Annotated in this window: 15 protein-coding genes and 3 pseudogenes; 10 read left to right on the forward strand and 8 right to left on the reverse strand. The window is 65.7% G+C overall.

Features of this window, described 5'->3' with window-relative positions; genetic code table 11:
• Nucleotides 1–182 precede the first annotated feature (182 nt).
• On the forward strand, nt 183–596 hold the full coding sequence (gene mscL, locus BAY1663_RS04960; protein WP_037038341.1) for a large-conductance mechanosensitive channel protein MscL: 414 nt from the start codon (nt 183–185) through the stop codon (nt 594–596).
• A gap of 9 nt (nt 597–605) precedes the next feature.
• Here the strand turns inward: mscL and BAY1663_RS04965 are convergent, their stop codons facing one another.
• The 6 genes and pseudogenes from BAY1663_RS04965 to BAY1663_RS04990 all read right to left on the reverse strand — a co-directional run bounded on the left by BAY1663_RS04965 (nt 606) and on the right by BAY1663_RS04990 (nt 7430).
• Nucleotides 606–2636 carry a nitric oxide reductase activation protein NorD gene (locus BAY1663_RS04965; protein WP_037038342.1) on the reverse strand — a complete coding sequence of 677 codons (2031 nt, stop codon included), beginning with the start codon at nt 2634–2636 and terminating at the stop codon, nt 606–608.
• A 14-nt stretch (nt 2637–2650) separates the two neighbouring features.
• Nucleotides 2651–3466, reverse strand: a complete 816-nt coding sequence (locus BAY1663_RS04970; protein ID WP_037038343.1) for a CbbQ/NirQ/NorQ/GpvN family protein — start codon at nt 3464–3466, stop codon at nt 2651–2653.
• A gap of 7 nt (nt 3467–3473) precedes the next feature.
• A pseudogene (locus BAY1663_RS04975) lies at nt 3474–4846 on the reverse strand (cbb3-type cytochrome c oxidase subunit I).
• Between the two features lie 55 nt (nt 4847–4901).
• Nucleotides 4902–5771 carry a cytochrome c gene (locus tag BAY1663_RS04980; protein WP_037038344.1) on the reverse strand — a complete coding sequence of 290 codons (870 nt, stop codon included), beginning with the start codon at nt 5769–5771 and terminating at the stop codon, nt 4902–4904.
• A 170-nt stretch (nt 5772–5941) separates the two neighbouring features.
• A complete protein-coding gene (locus BAY1663_RS04985; protein WP_037038345.1) occupies nt 5942–6262 on the reverse strand; it encodes a hypothetical protein in 321 nt (106 codons plus the stop codon).
• A gap of 139 nt (nt 6263–6401) precedes the next feature.
• A complete protein-coding gene (locus tag BAY1663_RS04990) occupies nt 6402–7430 on the reverse strand; it encodes a cytochrome-c peroxidase (protein ID WP_037038346.1) in 1029 nt (342 codons plus the stop codon).
• Nucleotides 7431–7753: 323 nt separating this feature from the next.
• On the opposite strand from BAY1663_RS04990, the gene BAY1663_RS04995 reads away from it, so the two are divergent.
• From BAY1663_RS04995 to BAY1663_RS05010, 4 genes and pseudogenes are all read left to right on the forward strand, one after another.
• Nucleotides 7754–10186 carry a Lon protease family protein gene (locus BAY1663_RS04995; RefSeq protein ID WP_037038347.1) on the forward strand — a complete coding sequence of 811 codons (2433 nt, stop codon included), beginning with the start codon at nt 7754–7756 and terminating at the stop codon, nt 10184–10186.
• A gap of 160 nt (nt 10187–10346) precedes the next feature.
• Complete coding sequence (locus tag BAY1663_RS05000; RefSeq protein WP_037038348.1) at nt 10347–10682, forward strand: hypothetical protein; 336 nt, start codon at nt 10347–10349, stop codon at nt 10680–10682.
• A gap of 161 nt (nt 10683–10843) precedes the next feature.
• A pseudogene (locus BAY1663_RS05005) lies at nt 10844–11331 on the forward strand (TIGR00645 family protein).
• 72 nt (nt 11332–11403) lie between these two features.
• Nucleotides 11404–12021 carry an FKBP-type peptidyl-prolyl cis-trans isomerase gene (locus tag BAY1663_RS05010; RefSeq protein WP_037038349.1) on the forward strand — a complete coding sequence of 206 codons (618 nt, stop codon included), beginning with the start codon at nt 11404–11406 and terminating at the stop codon, nt 12019–12021.
• Between the two features lie 157 nt (nt 12022–12178).
• Here the strand turns inward: BAY1663_RS05010 and BAY1663_RS05015 are convergent, their stop codons facing one another.
• Both BAY1663_RS05015 and BAY1663_RS05020 read right to left on the reverse strand, forming a co-directional pair.
• Nucleotides 12179–12406, reverse strand: coding sequence for a hypothetical protein (locus BAY1663_RS05015; protein WP_037038350.1), 228 nt, complete (start codon nt 12404–12406; stop codon nt 12179–12181).
• 155 nt (nt 12407–12561) lie between these two features.
• Nucleotides 12562–13530, reverse strand: a complete 969-nt coding sequence (locus BAY1663_RS05020) for a polyprenyl synthetase family protein (RefSeq protein WP_037038351.1) — start codon at nt 13528–13530, stop codon at nt 12562–12564.
• 241 nt (nt 13531–13771) lie between these two features.
• Between BAY1663_RS05020 and rplU the strand changes: the two genes are divergently transcribed.
• The 5 genes and pseudogenes from rplU to BAY1663_RS05045 all read left to right on the forward strand — a co-directional run bounded on the left by rplU (nt 13772) and on the right by BAY1663_RS05045 (nt 17439).
• The gene (gene rplU, locus BAY1663_RS05025; protein ID WP_037038352.1) at nt 13772–14083 is read left to right on the forward strand and encodes a 50S ribosomal protein L21; all 312 of its coding nucleotides are present in this window, start codon (nt 13772–13774) and stop codon (nt 14081–14083) included.
• A 35-nt stretch (nt 14084–14118) separates the two neighbouring features.
• On the forward strand, nt 14119–14376 hold the full coding sequence (rpmA, locus tag BAY1663_RS05030) for a 50S ribosomal protein L27 (RefSeq protein WP_011912146.1): 258 nt from the start codon (nt 14119–14121) through the stop codon (nt 14374–14376).
• A 158-nt stretch (nt 14377–14534) separates the two neighbouring features.
• Nucleotides 14535–15752, forward strand: a complete 1218-nt coding sequence (gene cgtA / locus BAY1663_RS05035) for an Obg family GTPase CgtA (RefSeq protein WP_037038353.1) — start codon at nt 14535–14537, stop codon at nt 15750–15752.
• Nucleotides 15753–15858: 106 nt separating this feature from the next.
• Nucleotides 15859–16976: pseudogene (gene proB / locus BAY1663_RS05040) on the forward strand (glutamate 5-kinase).
• Between the two features lie 7 nt (nt 16977–16983).
• Entirely contained in the window at nt 16984–17439 is a 456-nt protein-coding gene (locus BAY1663_RS05045; protein WP_037038384.1) for a CreA family protein, read from the forward strand.
• The last annotated feature ends 34 nt before the right edge of the window (nt 17440–17473 follow it).

The following is a 17473-nucleotide window of genomic DNA, read 5'->3' on the forward strand; positions in this document are numbered from 1 at the left end:
TAGTCTGGCGCCCGCGTTATCCGGTTGACGGCGATCAAGCGAACGTCATCCGCGCGATTTCGCCGACGAGCGAGGCTCCTCTGGCCTGCGCTCCGAAGGCCGCCTATGCTCTAGAACGGCCCGCGCCACCTGGGTGGTGACCGCGCAGAGGCAAGCCCATCAGCGATACAGGATTTTTCGATATGAGTCTGATCAGCGAATTCAAGGCGTTTGCCGTCAGGGGCAATGTGGTCGACATGGCCGTGGGTATCATCATCGGCGCGGCGTTCGGCAAGATCGTCTCGTCGTTCGTCGACGGGGTGGTCATGCCGCCGTTAGGCCTGTTGATCGGCGGGGTGGATTTCTCCGATCTGGCCATCGTGCTCAAGGAGGCCGTGGGGGATGCGCCGGCGGTGCTGCTGCGCTACGGGGCCTTCATCCAGACCGTGGTGGACTTCCTGATCATCGCCTTTGCCATCTTCATCGCGATCAAGGCACTCAACCACCTCAAGCGCAAGGAGGCCGAGGCTCCGTCCGCGCCGCCGGCGCCGACCAAGGAAGAACTCCTGCTGACCGAGATCCGCGACCTGCTCAAGGCACGCAACGAGCGCCCCTGAGGCGTTGCCTCAGCGCACCACCAGCCGCCGGAGCCAGTCCAGCAGCACGCCGGGCAATAGCTCGGGACGGGGTAGCAGGGCGTATTGCCCGGTGCCGAAGACGCCGGGCAGGTAGTTGGCGGCCTGGCGGTCGATGGTCAGGCAGAACGTCGAGATGCCCTGCAGGGTGGCTTCGGTGACCGCCTGGCGCATGTCTTCCACGCCGTAGCGGCCTTCGTATTCATCCTTGTCGTTCGGCTTGCCGTCGGACAACAGCAGCAGCAGGCGATGGCTGGCGCCCTGTCGCAGCAGGCCGCTGCTGGCGTGGCGGATGGCGGCGCCAGCGCGGGTGTAGTGCTCCGGCTCCAGCGCGCTGATGCGCAGCGCCACGTCGTTGCCGAAGCCTTCGTCGAAGGCCTTGAGCTGCCGCACGATCACCGCGTCGGGGCCCTCGCCGGAAAATGCCTGCACGGCGTAAGGCTCGCCCATGCCTTCGAGGGCGACGCAGACCAGCAGCAGGGCTTCGCGCTCCACGTCGATGATGCGGCGGTTGGTCGATATCCAGCCGTCGGTGGAGCCGCTGATATCGATCAGCAGGGTGATGGCCAGGTCCCGTTCCATCGTGGGACGGGTCTGGTACAACTTCTCGGACAGCGAGCCGCCGGCACGGAAGTCGGCGTAGCTGTCGATGTAGGCGCCCAGGTCGACCTCGTCCCCGTCCAGTTGCCGCCGGCGGATGATGCGGCGCGCACTGAGCATTTCGAAGTGCCGCCTGATCTGCCCGAGCAGCGCGCGGTGCTCGTTCAGTGTGTCGTCCACCCAGCGCTGGGAGCCGGGCAGGTTCGGCAGCTCCCTGACGATGGCGCCGGGCTGGCGGTAGTGCTGGGCGCGGTAATCCCATTCCGGATAGTGCAGACCCTGGCCTTCGGCCCTGGCGCGTTTCAGCTGCATGAGCGTATTGCCGTCCGGCGGGTCGTCGGAAACCAGCACTTCCCTGGGCCTGCCCGGCGTCGCGACCAGCCGTGCCTCCGACAGCTCCGAGAGCATGTCGCCGTATTCGTCGGCGCTGATGTCCTCGTCGCGGTCGACCGGGCGGTTCAGCCCGAAGGGGTCTTCGGCATGCTGGTGCGGCTCGTCGGCCTGCACCATGAAGATGCCGTCGCTGTCGTCGTCCTCGTCTTCGGCCGCCTGGCGGATATCCGGGCGGCGCGGCAGGCTGGCGCTGCGTGGCGGCGCTGCGCTCTCGCGATCGGCGTAAGGTTCCCGTGCCGGCATCGTGACTGGCTCGGGCGCGGGCGCATGCAGGGTGCCGGTCCACCAGTCCTTGAGCAGCGGGGCGTCGCCGCCGGAGCGATCGTCGGGCGACAGGCCCAGGCGGGCCAGCAGCGCTTCGGCCAGTTGCAACGAGTGCGCCGGCGATTCGCTGAGCGGGAAACCCGACGGCGGTTGTCCGCAAGGGCTGGCGAGCAATTGCCTGAGCAGTGCCTCGAGCGGCTGGCGTGGCCGGGAAAAGCTCGAGAGCGGCGGCCGTCGTTGCAGGGCCGTTTGGCGCAATCGTTCGAGCGCAGGCGCCATGCCGGGCAGTACTTGCACCAGCCGCTCGTCCGCCGCCCAGGCTTCGAGCAGCAGGCAGGCGTCCGCCAGCAGCGGGGGGTGGGTGGGATCGAACAGTTCGGCGCTGCCGCGCTGGGCGCGCAGCGCCTGCTGCAGGGCCATGACCCTGTAGGCTTCGCTGCCGAACTCGATATCCGCCATGCCGGAGTCCGCCGGCAACCACAGGCGCCGACCATCGGTAGCCGGGACGGGCTGTCGCTGCCAGGGGTATTGAACGCGGCGGAACAACCGCGCCAGCAAGGTGGGCCGGGCGGGCGGCTGGGCGATCCGGAGCGGATAGCTGGCGCCGGTTACCGCGGTGACCAGCAGGTCCAGACGGGGCGCGACATCGGCAAGGGTGGCGGTCGGCGGCCCTTTCGCCGGTGGCCGGTAACGCCGCCAGAGCTTCTGCGCCTGGATGGTCGCATGGCGCGCGGCATCGCTGACCAGCTCCTCGGCTTCGGCCATCGTCGTCGGGCCCGCTAGACGAAGGTGCCGTCGACCAGATCGCGCAGGGCGCTGACCATCGACGACTCGTCGGACAGCGGCGAGACGATGGCCGCATGGCAGGCTTCGCGCACCGGGATACCGCAGCTGGTCAGGGTGGCGGCGGCGATCAGCAGCCGCGTGCTCGGCACTTCCGCCAGGCCGCGGTCGCGCAGCTGGCGGATGCGCCCGGCCAGGCTGACCAGGCCCCTGGCGATGGCCGGGTCGGCGCCGCTCTCGTGCTGCACGATCAGCGCCTCCTGTTCGGGCGCGGGGAAGTCCAGGTCCATGGCGACGAAGCGCTGGCGGGTGCTGGGTTTCAGGTCCTTGAGCATGCGCTGGTAGCCGGGGTTGTAGGACACCACCAGTTGAAAGCCGGGCGCCGCCTCGATGGTCTCGCCGGTCTTGTCGATCGGCAGCATGCGCCGGTAATCGGTCAGCGCGTGCAGCACCACCACGGTGTCCTGTCGCGCCTCGACGACCTCGTCCAGGTAGCAGATGGCGCCTTCGCGCACGGCGCGGGTCAGCGGCCCGTCCTGCCAGACGGTGCCGTCATGGCGGATCAGGTGGCGGCCGATCAGGTCGCTGGCCGCCAGGTCGTCGTGGCAGGGAATGGTCACCAGCGGCCGGCCGAGCCGCCAGGCCATGTGTTCGACGAAGCGGGTCTTGCCGCAGCCGGTCGGGCCCTTGAGCATGACCGCCAGGCCCCGGGCATGGCACTGCTCGAACAGGGCGATCTCGTTGCCGGCCGGCCGGTACCAGGGCTCCTCCGCCAGCTGGCGCGCGGACAGGCTGCGCAGTGCGCGATCCATGCCCACCTCAGGTGGTCCGGTCGACAGCGAGGCCGCCGTTCGGCGCCGGCTCTTCGCTCAGTGCTTCGAAGCGCGGTCGGTAGCGGAAGAAGTCGTAGATATACAGCCCCACGCCGGTGGCGAAGACGCTGGCGGTGGCGATCAGCATCACGAAGTGGATCTGGATCTTGAGCTGCGCATCCAGATAGCCCACGCCCATGATCCGCTCCAGGTACACCTGGCCGATGCCGGCGGTGGCGAAGGAGATGGTCATGCCGAACATGCCGGCCAGCTGCAGCCAGAAGGCCCAGTAGCCGATGGCGGTGCCCTCGTCCGGACGCTTGTGGGTGAGCGAGGGCAGCGCGTAGCTGATCATCGCCAGCACGATCATGCGTAGGCGCCGTAGAAGGCGGCATGGCCGTGCATGGCGGTGACCAGGGTGCCGTGGGTCCACTTGTTGATGCTCGGCCAGGTATGGGCCAGGCCCAGCAGGCCGGCGCCGAACAGGGTGAACACGGTGCTGCCCAGCGTCCAGTGCAGCGCCAGCACGTTGGGATGGCGCAGCCCCGAGCGGCGCATGGCGCCGTAGGCGTACATGGCCATGCCGACGATCGCCAGCGGTTCCAGCGCGCTGAAGAAGCCGCCGATCGGCAGCCAGTAGTAGGGCACGCCGACCCAGTAGTAGTGGTGCGCGGTGCCGAGGATGCCGGCGATGAACACCAGGCCGACGATCACGTACAGCCACTTCTCCAGCACTTCGCGGTCCGCGCCGGACAGGCGGATCAGCAGGTAGGCGAGGAAGGCGCCCATGATCATCATCCACACGCCTTCGACCCAGAGGTGGATGGTCCACCAGCGGTAGAAGATGGATACCGTGTAGTTCTCGTAATGCAGCAGCGCGGGGAGGAACAGCACGGCGCTGCTGAGCAGGCCGAGCAGCAGCACGCCTTCGGTGGTGGTGAAGCGCCCGGATTTCCGGATGGTCATGCCGATGTTGTAGAGAAAGATCAGCATGCAGACGACGATGACCAGCTTGTGCGGCAGCGGTTGTTCCAGCAGCTTGTTGCCGGTGCCGTAGCGGAACAGGTAGCCGATGATCGCGGTGACGCCCATGGCGGTCCACAGGCCGAGCTGGAGGTAGGCGAGCCTGGTGCTGTGCAGCTCGGTGCGCGACTCGTCGGGCACCATCCAGTAGGTGGCGCCCATGAAGCCGGTGAGCACCCAGACGATCAGCAGGTTGGTGTGGATCACCTTGGTGACGTCGAACGGCAGGATGGACAGCAATGGATCGGGGCCCAGGTACTTCGCCGCCGAGAGCAGGCCGAACACCAGTTGCAGGCCGAACAGCACCATGGCGACGGCGAAGTACCAGTAAGCGACGGACTGTGATTGGTAGCGCATGGCCTGACCTCTGCAAGTGTCTTCCCGGCGCCCCGAGAGCGCGGCGGGGTCGCTGTTATTTGAATGTCGCGAGGTACGCGACCAGTTGGTCGAGCTGTTCGTCGCTCAGCGACTGGGCATAGGTGTTCGGCATGAACGAGGTGCCGCCCGCCGAATACATCTCGCCAGGATGCAGGTAGGCGCTGGGCGTGACGATGGATTCGCGGATGTACGCCTCGACGCTCTCGGCGCCGCCCTGGTAGTCCGCCGAGGCGATGGTCCGTTCGGCCCGCGTGGCGATGCCGGCCAGCGTCGGCCCCGCCAGGTTGACCCCGGGGGCGATGGAGTGGCAGGCATTGCAGGCCGGCGTCACCGTGCGGAACAGGGCTTCGCCCTGGGCGATGGGGGCTTCGCCGCCGCTGACCGGTCGTGCGCCGGGCGGCATCTGTTCGGGTGCGTGGCCGGGGCCGGAGGCGTCCTGCTGCGCCAGGGTCAGGTCGGTGCCGGGGATCGACGAGCCGGTCACCAGGATCGGGCGTGGCGGCCAGCCCTGGTTGTCGACACTGGCGACCCAGTCGAAGAAGGCGATCAGCGCGGCGATCTCCTCGTCGCTCAGGTCCTGGTCCGGCATCAGCCGGCGGTGGCGCTGCTCGTCGTAGAACTTCGCCGGGTCCTTGAGAAAGGCGGTGAGGTAGGGCGCGCCGCGGTGCTGGGAGATTTTCGTCAGGTCCGGGGCGTAGTAGGCCCCCTCGCCGAAGAGCGTATGGCAGTTGATGCAGTTTTTCGCGTGCCAGACATCCTTGCCGCGGGTGACTTCGGGGGTGATGGCCTCGGCATTGGTCAGGGCGGGAAACTGCCGGTGACTGTCCACCGTGAGCCCGAGAAAGACCGCCGTGGCGACGAGGGTGGAAATGATGGCGAAGAAACGCGTTTGTCGCTTGTTCATTGGGAGCGCCTCAACGGCGGATCAAACGCCGATGCCTGACCAGTGAATGATGCCGATAGCGCCGGCATAGAGCGCGGCGGCGAGCATCAGCGCAAGAACCACGAAGCTGAGAATCCTCAGGGCCTTTTCCAAGCTGTTCTCCTTCTGCCGAGTCGTTGGCGGCGGTGGCGCTAGCCACCGGGCGGCAGGCGCACGAGCGTGACCAGTACGATCGAGTCCGCCAGCAAGCGCAGGGCATGCCTGGTCTGCTCGGCCAGGTAGATCAGCTCGTTGACGCGCAACGGCCGCCAGTCGTCGTCGACCTGGACCTCGATCGCGCCCTGCAGGCAATGGATGGTGATGGGTCCCGGCACGGCATGGCCGGCGCTTAGTACCAGGCGCATGACCTCGATGCGGGGGGCGCTGACGATCGCTTGAGACTTGAGGGTGGGCAACTGCCCTGCGCAAAGCAGGTCGACCACTTCGCCCGATTGCGCGTGCTTCAAGGCCATGGCTGTTCCGCCGTTGTTGCTTGGTCTTGAGCGTAGACGAGGTGTTGGGGGTGGTCCAATTTGGGGCGCGCGTGTAAGGGGCGTGCCGCTCAGACGCAAAAAACCTTCCCGGCGCGAGGCGCCGGGAAGGACCGGGTGGTTATTCCGGCTTCGGCGTGGTCGCCGTGCTGGCCGGCAGGGTCGGGTAGGCCACCTGCGGTTGCTCGCCGGTGAGGCTGTGGAGGAACGCGGTGATGGCGCTGACTTCGTCATCATTGAGCTGACGGCCGAGCTGGCTGTCACCCATGATCGCCACGGCCTGTTCCAGCTCCCAGACTTCACCGCTGTGGAAGTACGGCGGCGTCAGGGCGATGTTGCGCAGCGGTGCGGCGCGGAACACGTACTCGTCGTCGGCGGTGTTGGTGACCGTGAAGCGGCCCTTGTCACCGGCCGGCAGGATGTCGGCGCCCGGCTTCTTGATCACGCCGAACGGGAAGTAGCTCTGGCCGCCGACGTTGACGCCGTTGTGGCAGGCGATGCAGCCGACGTCCATGAACAGCGCGAGGCCTTTCTTCTGCTTGTCGTCCAGTGCCTTGTCCTCACCCTTGAGGAAGCGGTCGAACGGCGAATTCGGCGTGGTCAGGCTGACTTCGAAGGCTTCCAGGGCGTAGGCCATGTTGTCGAAGCTGACCGGGTCCTTGTCGTTGGGGAAGGCTTTCTTGAACTCGGCGGCGTACTCCGGAATGCTCTTGAGCGTCGCCACGACCCGCTCGGGCGTGCTGTTCATCTCGACGCTGGCCTGTACCGGGCCCTTGGCCTGCTCCTGCAGGTCCTTGGCACGGCCATCCCAGAACTGTGCGGCGTTGAACACGGCGTTCAGCACGGTCGGCGAGTTGCGCGGACCTTTCTGCCAGCCATGGCCGATGGAGGTCGGTACGTTGTCGCTGCCGCCGATGCTCAGGTTGTGGCAGGTGTTGCAGCTGATCACGTGGCTGCTGGACAGGCGCGGGTCGAACCAGAGCTTGTGGCCGAGCATCGCCTGGTCGTCGCTGACTGTCTGGCCGCGAACCTCGGTGACCTTGTCCGGTACCGGTTTGAAGATGGCGCTGGCGCGCTCGCGCAGGTCATCGGCATTCGCTACGCCGGCGAACAGTAGGCTGCTAAGCAATAAAGGAAGGGACGGGCGCATCACGGAAACTCCTTTTGTGTTGGCTAGCCCTAGGAGGCCTCTTTTGGTCAAGTCGATGCTTGATCTGCATCAAGCCGGATGAGCAAAGCAGGGGCGGTGAATTGTGTCCGGGTATGACGGCGCCGCTGCTTTTGGCAGGCGTCTCGGAAAAACGCCGTCATCGGCAGGGATTCCGCTGGCGGCGCCCTGTCGGTCGGGCGATCGGAGCCGCTCGGGCGGCGCCGGCAGGAACCCGCGGGCGCCAGCCTTGCGGCGCGGCGGAGGCAACGCCAGAATGACGGCATCTATCGTGGCCGCGTGCGCCACTCCAGCAAGGATTCCCGATGCCTGAAACTGTCGCTGCCGGCCTGCGCCTGGCACCCGATGCGCTGACCCGTCCCTTCGAGCCCAGCCAATTCAACTTCAAGACCACCGCCGAGCTCGAGCCGTTTCTCGGTGTGCTCGGCCAGGAGCGGGCGGTCGAGGCGCTGCAGTTCGGCGTGGCGATGCCGCGTCCCGGCTACAATGTGTACGTCATGGGCGAGCCGGGCACCGGGCGTTTCTCCTTCGTGCGCCGCTACCTGAAGGCCGAGGGCAAGCGGCTGGACACGCCGTCGGACTGGGTCTACGTGAACAACTTCGACGAGCCGCGCGAGCCGCGGGTGCTGGAGCTGCCGCACGGCGGCGCCGCGGCGTTCATCGCCGACATCACGCAACTGATCGACAACCTGCTGGCGACCTTCCCGGCGGTGTTCGAGCACCCCAGCTTCCAGCAGAAGAAGAGCGCCATTGATCGCGCCTTCAACCAGCGTTACGACAAGGCGCTGGATGTGATCGAGAAGGCGGCGCTGGAGAAGGAAATCGCGCTCTATCGCGACAGCAGCAATATCGCCTTCACCCCGATGAAGGACGGCAAGGCGATGGACGAGACCGAGTTCGCCCAACTGCCGGAGGCCGAGCGCGAGCGCTACCACGAGGACATTTCCGCACTGGAAGTGCGCCTGAACGAGGAGCTGGCGAGCCTGCCGCAGTGGAAGCGCGAGTCGACCAACCAGCTGCGCCAGCTCAATGACGAGACCATCAGCCAGGCGCTGCAACCGCTGCTGGAGCCGCTGTCGGAAAAATACGGGGAAAACGCCGGCATCGAGGCCTACCTGCAGGCGGTACAGGTCAACCTGCTGAAGACCGTGGTCGAGCAACTGGTGGACGAGAACCGCCCGGAGGCGCAGAACCGCCTGCTGCTCGAGGAGCAGTACAGCCCGAGCCTGGTGGTCGGCCACCCGGTCGACGGTGGTGCGCCGGTGGTGTTCGAGCCGCACCCGACCTACGACAACCTGTTCGGCCGCATCGAATACAACACCGACCAGGGCGCGCTCTACACCAGCTATCGCCAGCTGCGCCCGGGTGCGCTGCACCGTGCCAACGGCGGCTTCCTCATGCTCGAGGCGGAAAAGCTGCTGGGCGAGCCCTTCGTCTGGGAGGCGCTCAAGCGCGCCCTGCAGTCGCGCAAGCTGAAGATGGAGTCGCCGCTGGCCGAACTCGGCCGGCTGGCCACGGTGACGCTGACGCCGCAGGTCATCCCGCTCAACGTCAAGGTGATCATCATCGGCTCGCGGCAGCTCTACTACACGCTGCAGGACCTGGATCCGGACTTCCAGGAGATGTTCCGCGTGCTGGTGGACTTCGACGAGGACATCCCGCTGGCCGAGGACAGCCTCGAGCAGTTCGCCCAGCTGATGAAGACCCGCACCTCGGAGGAAGGCATGGCGCCGCTCAGCGCCGCCGCGGTGGCGCGTCTGGCGACCTACAGCGCGCGGCTGGCCGAACACCAGGGACGCCTGTCGGCGCGGATCGGCGACCTCTTCCAACTGGTCAGCGAGGCCGATTTCATCCGCCAGCTGGCCAAGGACGAGGTGACCGACGTCGGCCACATCGAGCGCGCGCTGAAGGCCAAGGCCACCCGCACCGGCCGGGTTTCGGCGCGGATTCTCGAGGACATCCTCGCCGGGGTGATCCTGATCGACAGCGAAGGCGCGGCGATCGGCAAGTGCAACGGCCTGACCGTGCTGGAAGTCGGCGACTCGGCCTTCGGCATGCCGGCGCGCATCTCCGCCACGGTCTATCCGGGCGGCTCGGGGATCGTCGACATCGAGCGCGAGGTCAATCTCGGCCAGCCGATCCATTCCAAGGGCGTGATGATCCTCACCGGCTACCTCGGCAGCCGCTACGCCCAGGAGTTTCCGCTGGAGATTTCGGCGAGCATCGCGCTGGAGCAGTCCTACGGCTACGTCGATGGCGACAGCGCTTCGCTGGGCGAGTGCTGCGCGCTGATCTCGGCGCTGTCGCGCACACCGCTCAAGCAGTGCTTCGCCATCACCGGCTCGATCAACCAGTTTGGCGAGGTGCAGGCGGTCGGTGGAGTCAACGAGAAGATCGAAGGCTTCTTCCGGCTCTGCGAGGCGCGCGGGCTGACCGGCGAGCAGGGCGTGATCGTCCCGTTCGCCAACGTCACCACGCTGATGCTCGACGAGCGCGTGCTGGAGGCCGTGCGCCAGCAGCGCTTCCACGTCTACGCGGTGCGGCAGGTAGACGAGGCGTTGTCGCTACTGGTGGGCGAGGACGTCGGCGCGGCCAGCGCACAGGGACATTTCCCCAAGGGCAGCGTCAATGCCCGCGTGGTGGAGCGCTTGCGCGACATCGCCGAGATCGAGCTGGAGGACGAGGGCAAGGGCGAATCGCCGCAGTCGCCGGCGCTGCCGGAAGGAAGTAAACCCTGAGCGGATTTCGAACGGAACGATAGCGCGCACGGCAGGTCTGCAGTGGAGGAGGGCATCCACCCGCCATCCACAAGGTTATCCACAGCTTCAGGGGATAAACCGGCTTGCGCGCTCATTCGTCAGGAGTGTCCCGCGTCAGCCCGACGCGAGGACCGCTGCCATGTCGCATAGCCTTTGTCTCAATCGCCAGTGCCTGGGACTGGTTACCCGAATCGAATGCATCATTCGTCCGCTGGCGGGCGGCAACGGCCTATGGACGTTGCTCTGCGCCGCCGGGCTGGCCGATGGACAACCCACCGCCATCAAGGTGCAGGGCCCGTTTCACGGGCCGGCGATGGCCGAGTCGGTGCTTGCGGCGATCGCCGACAACCTGCTGGGGCAGGGTTATCGCGAATCCGACGCCCCATCGATCTGGCAACTGCACATGCAGGCCGAACTGCGCCGGGTGAATGCCAATCAGGCACGCTTTCTCGGTGGCTGGGAGTCGCGCCCCTAGGCTGAGCCGATTCGAGCCGGTGGATAGCGGGCGGTTTTTTCGGGGTAACGCCACCGCCGCGGCGTTTTTATCCACATGCACATACAGCGCCTGGGCTTGCCTTGTGTGCCCGGCCTCGCTGCGTATACTCGCCGCTCCGTTATTTCCATTTGTGAGACCCCATGGAGCGCATTCTCGAAAATGCCATGTACGCCGCGCGCTGGCTGTTGGCCCCATCTATTTCGGCCTGGCATTCGCGCTGCTGGCGCTGGCGATCAAGTTCTTCCAGGAGATCTTCCATATCCTGCCGATGATTCTGTCCATCAGCGAAGCCGATCTGGTGTTGACGTTGCTGTCGCTGATCGACATGGCCCTGGTCGGCGGGCTGCTGGTGATGGTGATGATCTCCGGCTACGAGAACTTCGTTTCCCAGCTGGACGTGGACGAGGGAAAGGAAAAGCTCGACTGGCTCGGCAAGATGGACTCCGGTTCGCTGAAACTGAAGGTCGCCGCCTCGATCGTGGCGATTTCCTCGATCCACCTGCTGCGCATGTTCATGAACGTGCAGCAGATCGAGAGCGAGAAATTGATGTGGTACGTGATCATCCACCTGACGTTCGTGCTGTCGGCATTCGCCATGGGCTACATGGACAAGATCACCAAGCACTGATTCGCGTCGCTCGGCAAGGGTTCGCCCAGCTGTGCTAGGCTGGCCGACCTTTTATCCCATCGGAGCCCGAGCATGACCGATCTCAACCTCTCCACCGACGAAACCCGCGTGAGCTACGGCATCGGCCGCCAGCTGGGCGACCAGTTGCGCGACAATCCACCGCCGGGCGTCAGCCTGGATGCGGTGATCGCCGGCATCCGCGACGCCTTCGCCGGCGTTGCCAGCCAGGTCAGCCCGGAGGCGCTGAATGCCAGCTTCGCCGTGATCCGCGAGCGCATGCAGGCCGAGGCGCAGAAGAAGGCCGAGGCCGCGGCTGCCGAAGGCCGCGCCTTCCTCGCCGAGAATGCCCAGCGCGAAGGCGTGGTCGTGCTGGAGTCGGGGCTGCAGTACGAGGTGCTGAGCAGCGGCGAAGGTCCGCGGCCGACCCGCGAGGACAGCGTGCGCACCCACTATCACGGCACCCTGATCGACGGCAGCGTGTTCGACAGTTCCTATCAGCGCGGCCAGCCCGCCGAGTTTCCGGTCAGCGGCGTGATCGCCGGCTGGACCGAAGCCTTGCAACTGATGAACGCAGGCAGCAAATGGCGTCTCTACGTACCGAGCGAACTGGCCTACGGTGCCCAGGGCGTCGGCAGCATCCCGCCGCACAGCGCGCTGGTGTTCGACGTCGAACTGCTGGACGTGCTTTAAAAGGCGGCTCGCTTCGCGAGCACGGACTGTTTTTGTGGGCGGCCCGACCTCGGGGCGATGCTTTTAGCTGTTGGCAGGCCGTTGGCCTGCAATCGCCGCGAGGGCGCGCCTCCCACTGGTCTGAGCGCTTTCGTCGCTTTTCGCCCGACACCGTTTCTCAAGGGCGTAACGCCCGGGCATAGCTGAACAGGAACAGGTTGCGGACCTGCTCCTTGAGCACGCAGGGCTCGCTGGTGCTCAATTCCTGCAGGTCCAGGTCGCCCTGCTCGCGCAACTCCTCGAGCGCCTCTCCTTCAAGCGAAACGCATACCGCGCCGGTGTTGCGATCGAGTATCCGCAGGTAAGGCTGTGGCCGATCCAGCCAGGCATCTATCAGATAAGTCATGCTGCACCTCCAGTTGATTTGCTTAATGAGAATAATTGTTATTTGCAAAACTGCAAGCGCAGATGATCGATGCCTGTGCAGGCTACAGCGGGGTGTCAGTCAAGAGAGGAGAGGCTGACGGCTGCGCCATGCGGCGCAGCGTCGGAAGGGCGTGCTCAGTGCGTGCGGGCTACGGCGAAGCGGCAAAGCTCCGCCAGGGCGTCGCGGTAGCGGTTGGCGGGAACGACTTCGAGGCAGGCGATGGCACGCTCGGCGTAATCGCGGGCCAGCCTGGCGGTGTAGTCCAGGGCGCCGGAGGCCTCCACGGCGGCGCGGATGCTTTCCAGATCTTCCAGGCCGCCTTTCTGGATCGCCTTGCGCACCAGGGCCGCCTGTTCGGCCGTGCCTTCGCGCATGGTGTAGATCAGTGGCAGCGTGGGTTTGCCTTCGGCGAGATCGTCGCCGACGTTCTTGCCGAGGGTTTCGGCATCGCCCTGATAGTCGAGCAGGTCGTCGACCAGCTGGAAGGCGATGCCGAGGTAGTCGCCGAAGGCGCGCAGGGCTTCGCGCTGGGCCTCGCTGGCACCGGCCAGGGTGGCGGCGCTATGGGTGGAGGCCTCGAAGAGCATGGCGGTCTTGGCGCGGATGACCTCCATGTAGATCTCTTCGGTGGTACTGGCGTCGCGAACCTTGGACAGCTGCAGCACCTCGCCTTCGGCGATGACCCGGGTCGCCTGGGAGATGATGCGCATGACCGGCATGGAGTCGAGCTCGACCATCATTTCGAAGGAGCGCGCATAGAGGAAGTCGCCCACCAGCACGCTCGGCGCATTGCCCCACAGGGCATTGGCGGTCGAGCGGCCGCGACGCATGCCGGACATATCGACGACGTCGTCGTGCAGCAGGGTGGAGGTGTGCAGGAATTCGATGATCGCCGCCAGCAGGCGCAGCTGGTCGCCCTGGTGGCCCAGCGCGCTGCCGCTGAGCAGCACCAGCAAGGGGCGCAGGCGCTTGCCGCCGGCCGAGGTGATGTAGTCCCCGATCTTCTCCACCAGTGGAACGCGCGAAGTCAGTTGCTTGCGGATGATGCCATCGACAGCGGCAAAATCGTCCGCCACAACTTGGTAGAAAGGCTGGGGTTGCATCGGGGACTCCTCGCAGATTGCGCGGCATGCTAGGGGGCGGGTCCGGCACTGTCAAGGCAGCGCCAGCTGGCTATTGCGCAGGGGGTGGCGCATGCGTACAATCGCGGACCCTGAACTTCCCCCTGGGCATTTCCCTGCCTTACGCAATTGCACGGGCGTCACTTCCGGCCCCATGCAGCCATGCCAGCCACCAACCATTCTTTCAAAGCGCTGGGTGAGCAGGATCAACGGAGATACATAGATGTACGCAGTTATCGTTACCGGCGGCAAGCAGTACAAGGTTGCCGAAGGCGAATACCTCAAGATCGAGAAGCTCGAAGTTCCGACTGGCGAAGCTGTCACTTTCGACCGCGTTCTGCTGATCGGCAACGGCGAAGATGTGAAAATCGGCGCTCCGGTGGTCGATGGTGCCAAAGTCACCGCTGAAGTGGTTGCCCAGGGCCGCCACGACAAAGTGACCATCATCAAGTTCCGCCGTCGTAAGCACCACATGAAGCGTCAGGGCCACCGTCAGTGGTTCACTGAGGTCAAAATCACCGGTATTCAGGGCTAATCGGGCCTGAATCCCCTTATAGGAGTATTGAACTCATGGCACACAAAAAAGCTGGCGGTTCTACCCGCAACGGTCGCGACTCAGAAGCCAAACGCCTTGGCGTGAAGATGTACGGCGGCCAGGCCATCAAGGCCGGCAACATCATCGTGCGTCAGCGCGGCACCCAGTTCCATGCCGGTTACGGCGTGGGCATGGGCAAGGATCACACCCTCTTCGCCAAGGTCGAAGGCGTGGTCAAGTTCGAAGTGAAGGGCGCTTTTGGCCGTCGCTACGTGAGCGTCGTCGCAGCCTAACCGCGACGTTGCTGGAAAAGCCCTGTCATGCGACGGGGCTTTTTTGTTTCTGTATCCTGTGAGGCTCTTGCCGAGAACCGCTTGGCGATCGTTCGGTTTTTCGCAAGATCCTTACGTTTCTTGTTTCTTAAGCCCGTCCTGCGACGGGAGGCGTTCCCATGAAATTCGTCGATGAAGTATCGATTTTTGTAAAGGCCGGCGACGGTGGCAACGGCATGATGAGCTTCCGTCGCGAGAAGTTCATCGAGAAGGGCGGTCCCAACGGCGGCGATGGTGGTGACGGCGGCTCGGTGTACCTGGAGGCCGACGAGAACCTCAATACCCTGGTGGACTACCGCTACACCCGCCGCTTCCATGCGCAGAACGGGCAGAAGGGCGGCAGCACCGACTGTACCGGCGCCAAGGGCGAGGATCTGGTCCTGCCGGTGCCGGTGGGCACCACCGTCATCGATGCTGCGACCCAGGAAATCATGGGTGACCTGACCAAGGCCGGCCAGCGCCTGCTGGTGGCCCAGGGTGGCTGGCACGGCTTGGGCAATACGCGCTTCAAGTCCAGCACCAACCGTGCGCCGCGGCAGACCACGCCGGGCAAGCCGGGCGATGCGCGCGACCTCAAGCTGGAGCTGAAGGTGCTGGCCGACGTCGGCCTGCTGGGGCTGCCGAATGCCGGCAAGAGCACTTTCATCCGCTCGGTTTCCGCCGCCAAGCCGAAGGTGGCCGACTATCCCTTCACCACGCTGGTGCCGAACCTCGGTGTGGTCAGCGTGGGTCGCTACAAGAGCTTCGTGATCGCCGATATCCCGGGGCTGATCGAGGGTGCGGCCGAGGGCGCCGGGCTGGGCATTCGGTTCCTCAAGCACCTGGCGCGCACCCGCCTGTTGCTGCATCTGGTCGACATGGCACCGCTGGACGGCAGCGACCCGGCCGATGCGGCCGAGGTGATCCTGCGCGAGCTGGAAAAATTCAGCCCGGCCCTGATGCAGCGCGACCGCTGGCTGGTGCTGAACAAGGCCGACCAGTTGCTCGATGACGAGCGCGAGGAGCGTATGCGCCAGGTGGTCGAGCGCCTGGAGTGGGAAGGGCCGGTATTCGTCATCTCCGCGCTGGAGGGCGAGGGCACCGAGGCGCTGAGCCAGGCCATCATGCGTTATCTCGACGAGCGTACGCTGCGTATCGCCGAGGAGCCGGATTATGCCGAGGCGCTGGCCGAGCTGGACCGGCAGATCGAGGACGAGGCGCGTGCGCGGTTGCAGGAGCTCGATGACCAGCGTGCGCTGCGGCGTGCCGGGGTCAAGGCGGCGGATGAGGTCGATGATGACGACTTCGACGACGATGACGATGACGAGGGCGGCGCCGAGATCATCTACGTCCGCTGAGTCGGGTTCGGGTCGCTTGGCGACCTGCTTCATGCGAGTGGTCGGCGGGCTGGCTCGTGCGCAGCCCGATCCAGAGGTGTTTTGGCCGGATTAGAAGGCGGGAACGATGCGGGACAAGGTGAGCGGTGCGCGGCGCTGGGTGGTGAAGATCGGCAGTGCGCTGCTGACCGCCGACGGGCGCGGCCTGGACCAGGCGGCGATGGCGGTCTGGGTGGATCAGATGGTGGCCCTGCGCGAGGCGGGCGTGGAGTTGGTGCTGGTGTCGTCTGGCGCGGTCGCCGCCGGCATGAGCCGCCTGGGTTGGGCGGCACGGCCGAAGGCAGTGCATGAGCTGCAGGCCGCTGCGGCAGTGGGGCAGATGGGATTGATCCGGGCCTGGGAGTCGAGCTTTGCCCGCCGCGATCAGCAGACTGCGCAGATCCTGGTCACCCATGACGACCTTTCCGACCGCAAGCGCTACCTCAATGCGCGTAGCACCCTGCGCACGCTCGTCGATCTCGGTGTAGTGCCGGTCATCAACGAGAACGACACCGTGGTCACCGACGAGATCCGCTTCGGCGACAACGATACTCTCGGTGCGCTGGTGGCCAACCTGGTCGAGGCCGATCTGCTGGTCATTCTCACCGATCGCGACGGCATGTTCGATGCCGACCCTCGTCTCAATCCCCGGGCCAATCTCATCAGCGAGGCGCGTGCCGACGACCCGGCGCTGGATGCCGTGGCGGGTGGCACCGGTGGTGCGCTGGGACGCGGCGGCATGCAGACCAAGCTGCGCGCGGCGCGTCTGGCTGCGCGTTCCGGTGCGCATACGGTGATCGTCGGTGGGCGTATCGAGCAGGTGCTGGCGCGGCTCAAGGCCGGCGAGCGCCTGGGTACGTTGCTGGCGCCCGAGCGCAGCCGGCATGCGGCGCGCAAGCAGTGGCTGGCCGGGCACTTGCAGACCCGTGGCACGCTGACGTTGGATGCCGGTGCCGTGCATGCCTTGCGCCAGGGGCATCGCAGCCTGTTGCCGGTTGGCGTGAAGGCGGTGCAGGGTGGATTCCGCCGGGGTGAAATGGTGGTCTGCGTCGGCCCGCAAGGGGAAGAGGTGGCGCGGGGTTGGTGAATTACAGTGCGGCCGAGGCACAGCGGATTCTCGGTCGCCCGTCCGACGAGATCGAGAAGCTGCTCGGCTACGTCGACGAGCCGGAGCTGATCCATCGCGACAACATGATTCTGGTCTGAGGTGATCATGTCTCGGGCTGTCATGGCGTTGCTGCTGGGGCTGGCGATGCCGCAATTCGCGTTCGCTGAACAGATTGGCGAAGTCGATACGGTGTTCAAGTGGCTCGGGCCGAACCACAAGATCGTGATCGAGGCGTTCGATGATCCCAAGGTCGACGGTGTGACCTGTTACCTTTCGCGAGCCAAGACCGGCGGCATCAAGGGTGGCCTGGGGCTTGCGGAGGATCGGGCCGAGGCGTCGATTGCCTGCCGGCAGGTCGGGCCCATCCGGGTCAATGATGGACTGAAGGATGGCGAGGTGGTGTTCAAGGAGCGCACGTCGCTGGTGTTCAAGAGCATGCAGGTGGTGCGCTTCTTCGACGAGAAGCGCAATGCGCTGATCTATCTCGTCTATAGCGACCGGATCATCGAAGGCAGTCCGCAGAATGCGGTGACGGCGATCCCGATCCTGCCCTGGCCGTAGGTTGGGTTGAGCGCAGCGAAGCCCAACGGGCAGG

Source organism: Pseudomonas sp. BAY1663, assembly GCF_000582595.1.
Lineage (GTDB): Bacteria > Pseudomonadota > Gammaproteobacteria > Pseudomonadales > Pseudomonadaceae > Stutzerimonas > Stutzerimonas stutzeri_AF.

Excerpts from the sequence above, each read along its gene's own strand:
- mscL (WP_037038341.1), top strand. The coding sequence starts at position 183 with ATGAGTCTGATCAGCGAATTCAAGGCGTTTGCCGTCAGGGGCAATGTG.
- BAY1663_RS05045 (WP_037038384.1), top strand. The coding sequence starts at position 16,984 with ATGTCTCGGGCTGTCATGGCGTTGCTGCTGGGGCTGGCGATGCCGCAA.
- BAY1663_RS05015 (WP_037038350.1), bottom strand. The coding sequence starts at position 12,406 with ATGACTTATCTGATAGATGCCTGGCTGGATCGGCCACAGCCTTACCTG.
- BAY1663_RS04970 (WP_037038343.1), bottom strand. The coding sequence starts at position 3,466 with ATGGATCGCGCACTGCGCAGCCTGTCCGCGCGCCAGCTGGCGGAGGAG.
- BAY1663_RS04985 (WP_037038345.1), bottom strand. The coding sequence starts at position 6,262 with ATGGCCTTGAAGCACGCGCAATCGGGCGAAGTGGTCGACCTGCTTTGC.
- BAY1663_RS05020 (WP_037038351.1), bottom strand. The coding sequence starts at position 13,530 with ATGCAACCCCAGCCTTTCTACCAAGTTGTGGCGGACGATTTTGCCGCT.
- BAY1663_RS04965 (WP_037038342.1), bottom strand. The coding sequence starts at position 2,636 with ATGGCCGAAGCCGAGGAGCTGGTCAGCGATGCCGCGCGCCATGCGACC.
- rplU (WP_037038352.1), top strand. The coding sequence starts at position 13,772 with ATGTACGCAGTTATCGTTACCGGCGGCAAGCAGTACAAGGTTGCCGAA.
- BAY1663_RS04980 (WP_037038344.1), bottom strand. The coding sequence starts at position 5,771 with ATGAACAAGCGACAAACGCGTTTCTTCGCCATCATTTCCACCCTCGTC.
- cgtA (WP_037038353.1), top strand. The coding sequence starts at position 14,535 with ATGAAATTCGTCGATGAAGTATCGATTTTTGTAAAGGCCGGCGACGGT.
- BAY1663_RS04990 (WP_037038346.1), bottom strand. The coding sequence starts at position 7,430 with ATGCGCCCGTCCCTTCCTTTATTGCTTAGCAGCCTACTGTTCGCCGGC.
- BAY1663_RS05010 (WP_037038349.1), top strand. The coding sequence starts at position 11,404 with ATGACCGATCTCAACCTCTCCACCGACGAAACCCGCGTGAGCTACGGC.
- BAY1663_RS05000 (WP_037038348.1), top strand. The coding sequence starts at position 10,347 with ATGTCGCATAGCCTTTGTCTCAATCGCCAGTGCCTGGGACTGGTTACC.
- rpmA (WP_011912146.1), top strand. The coding sequence starts at position 14,119 with ATGGCACACAAAAAAGCTGGCGGTTCTACCCGCAACGGTCGCGACTCA.
- BAY1663_RS04995 (WP_037038347.1), top strand. The coding sequence starts at position 7,754 with ATGCCTGAAACTGTCGCTGCCGGCCTGCGCCTGGCACCCGATGCGCTG.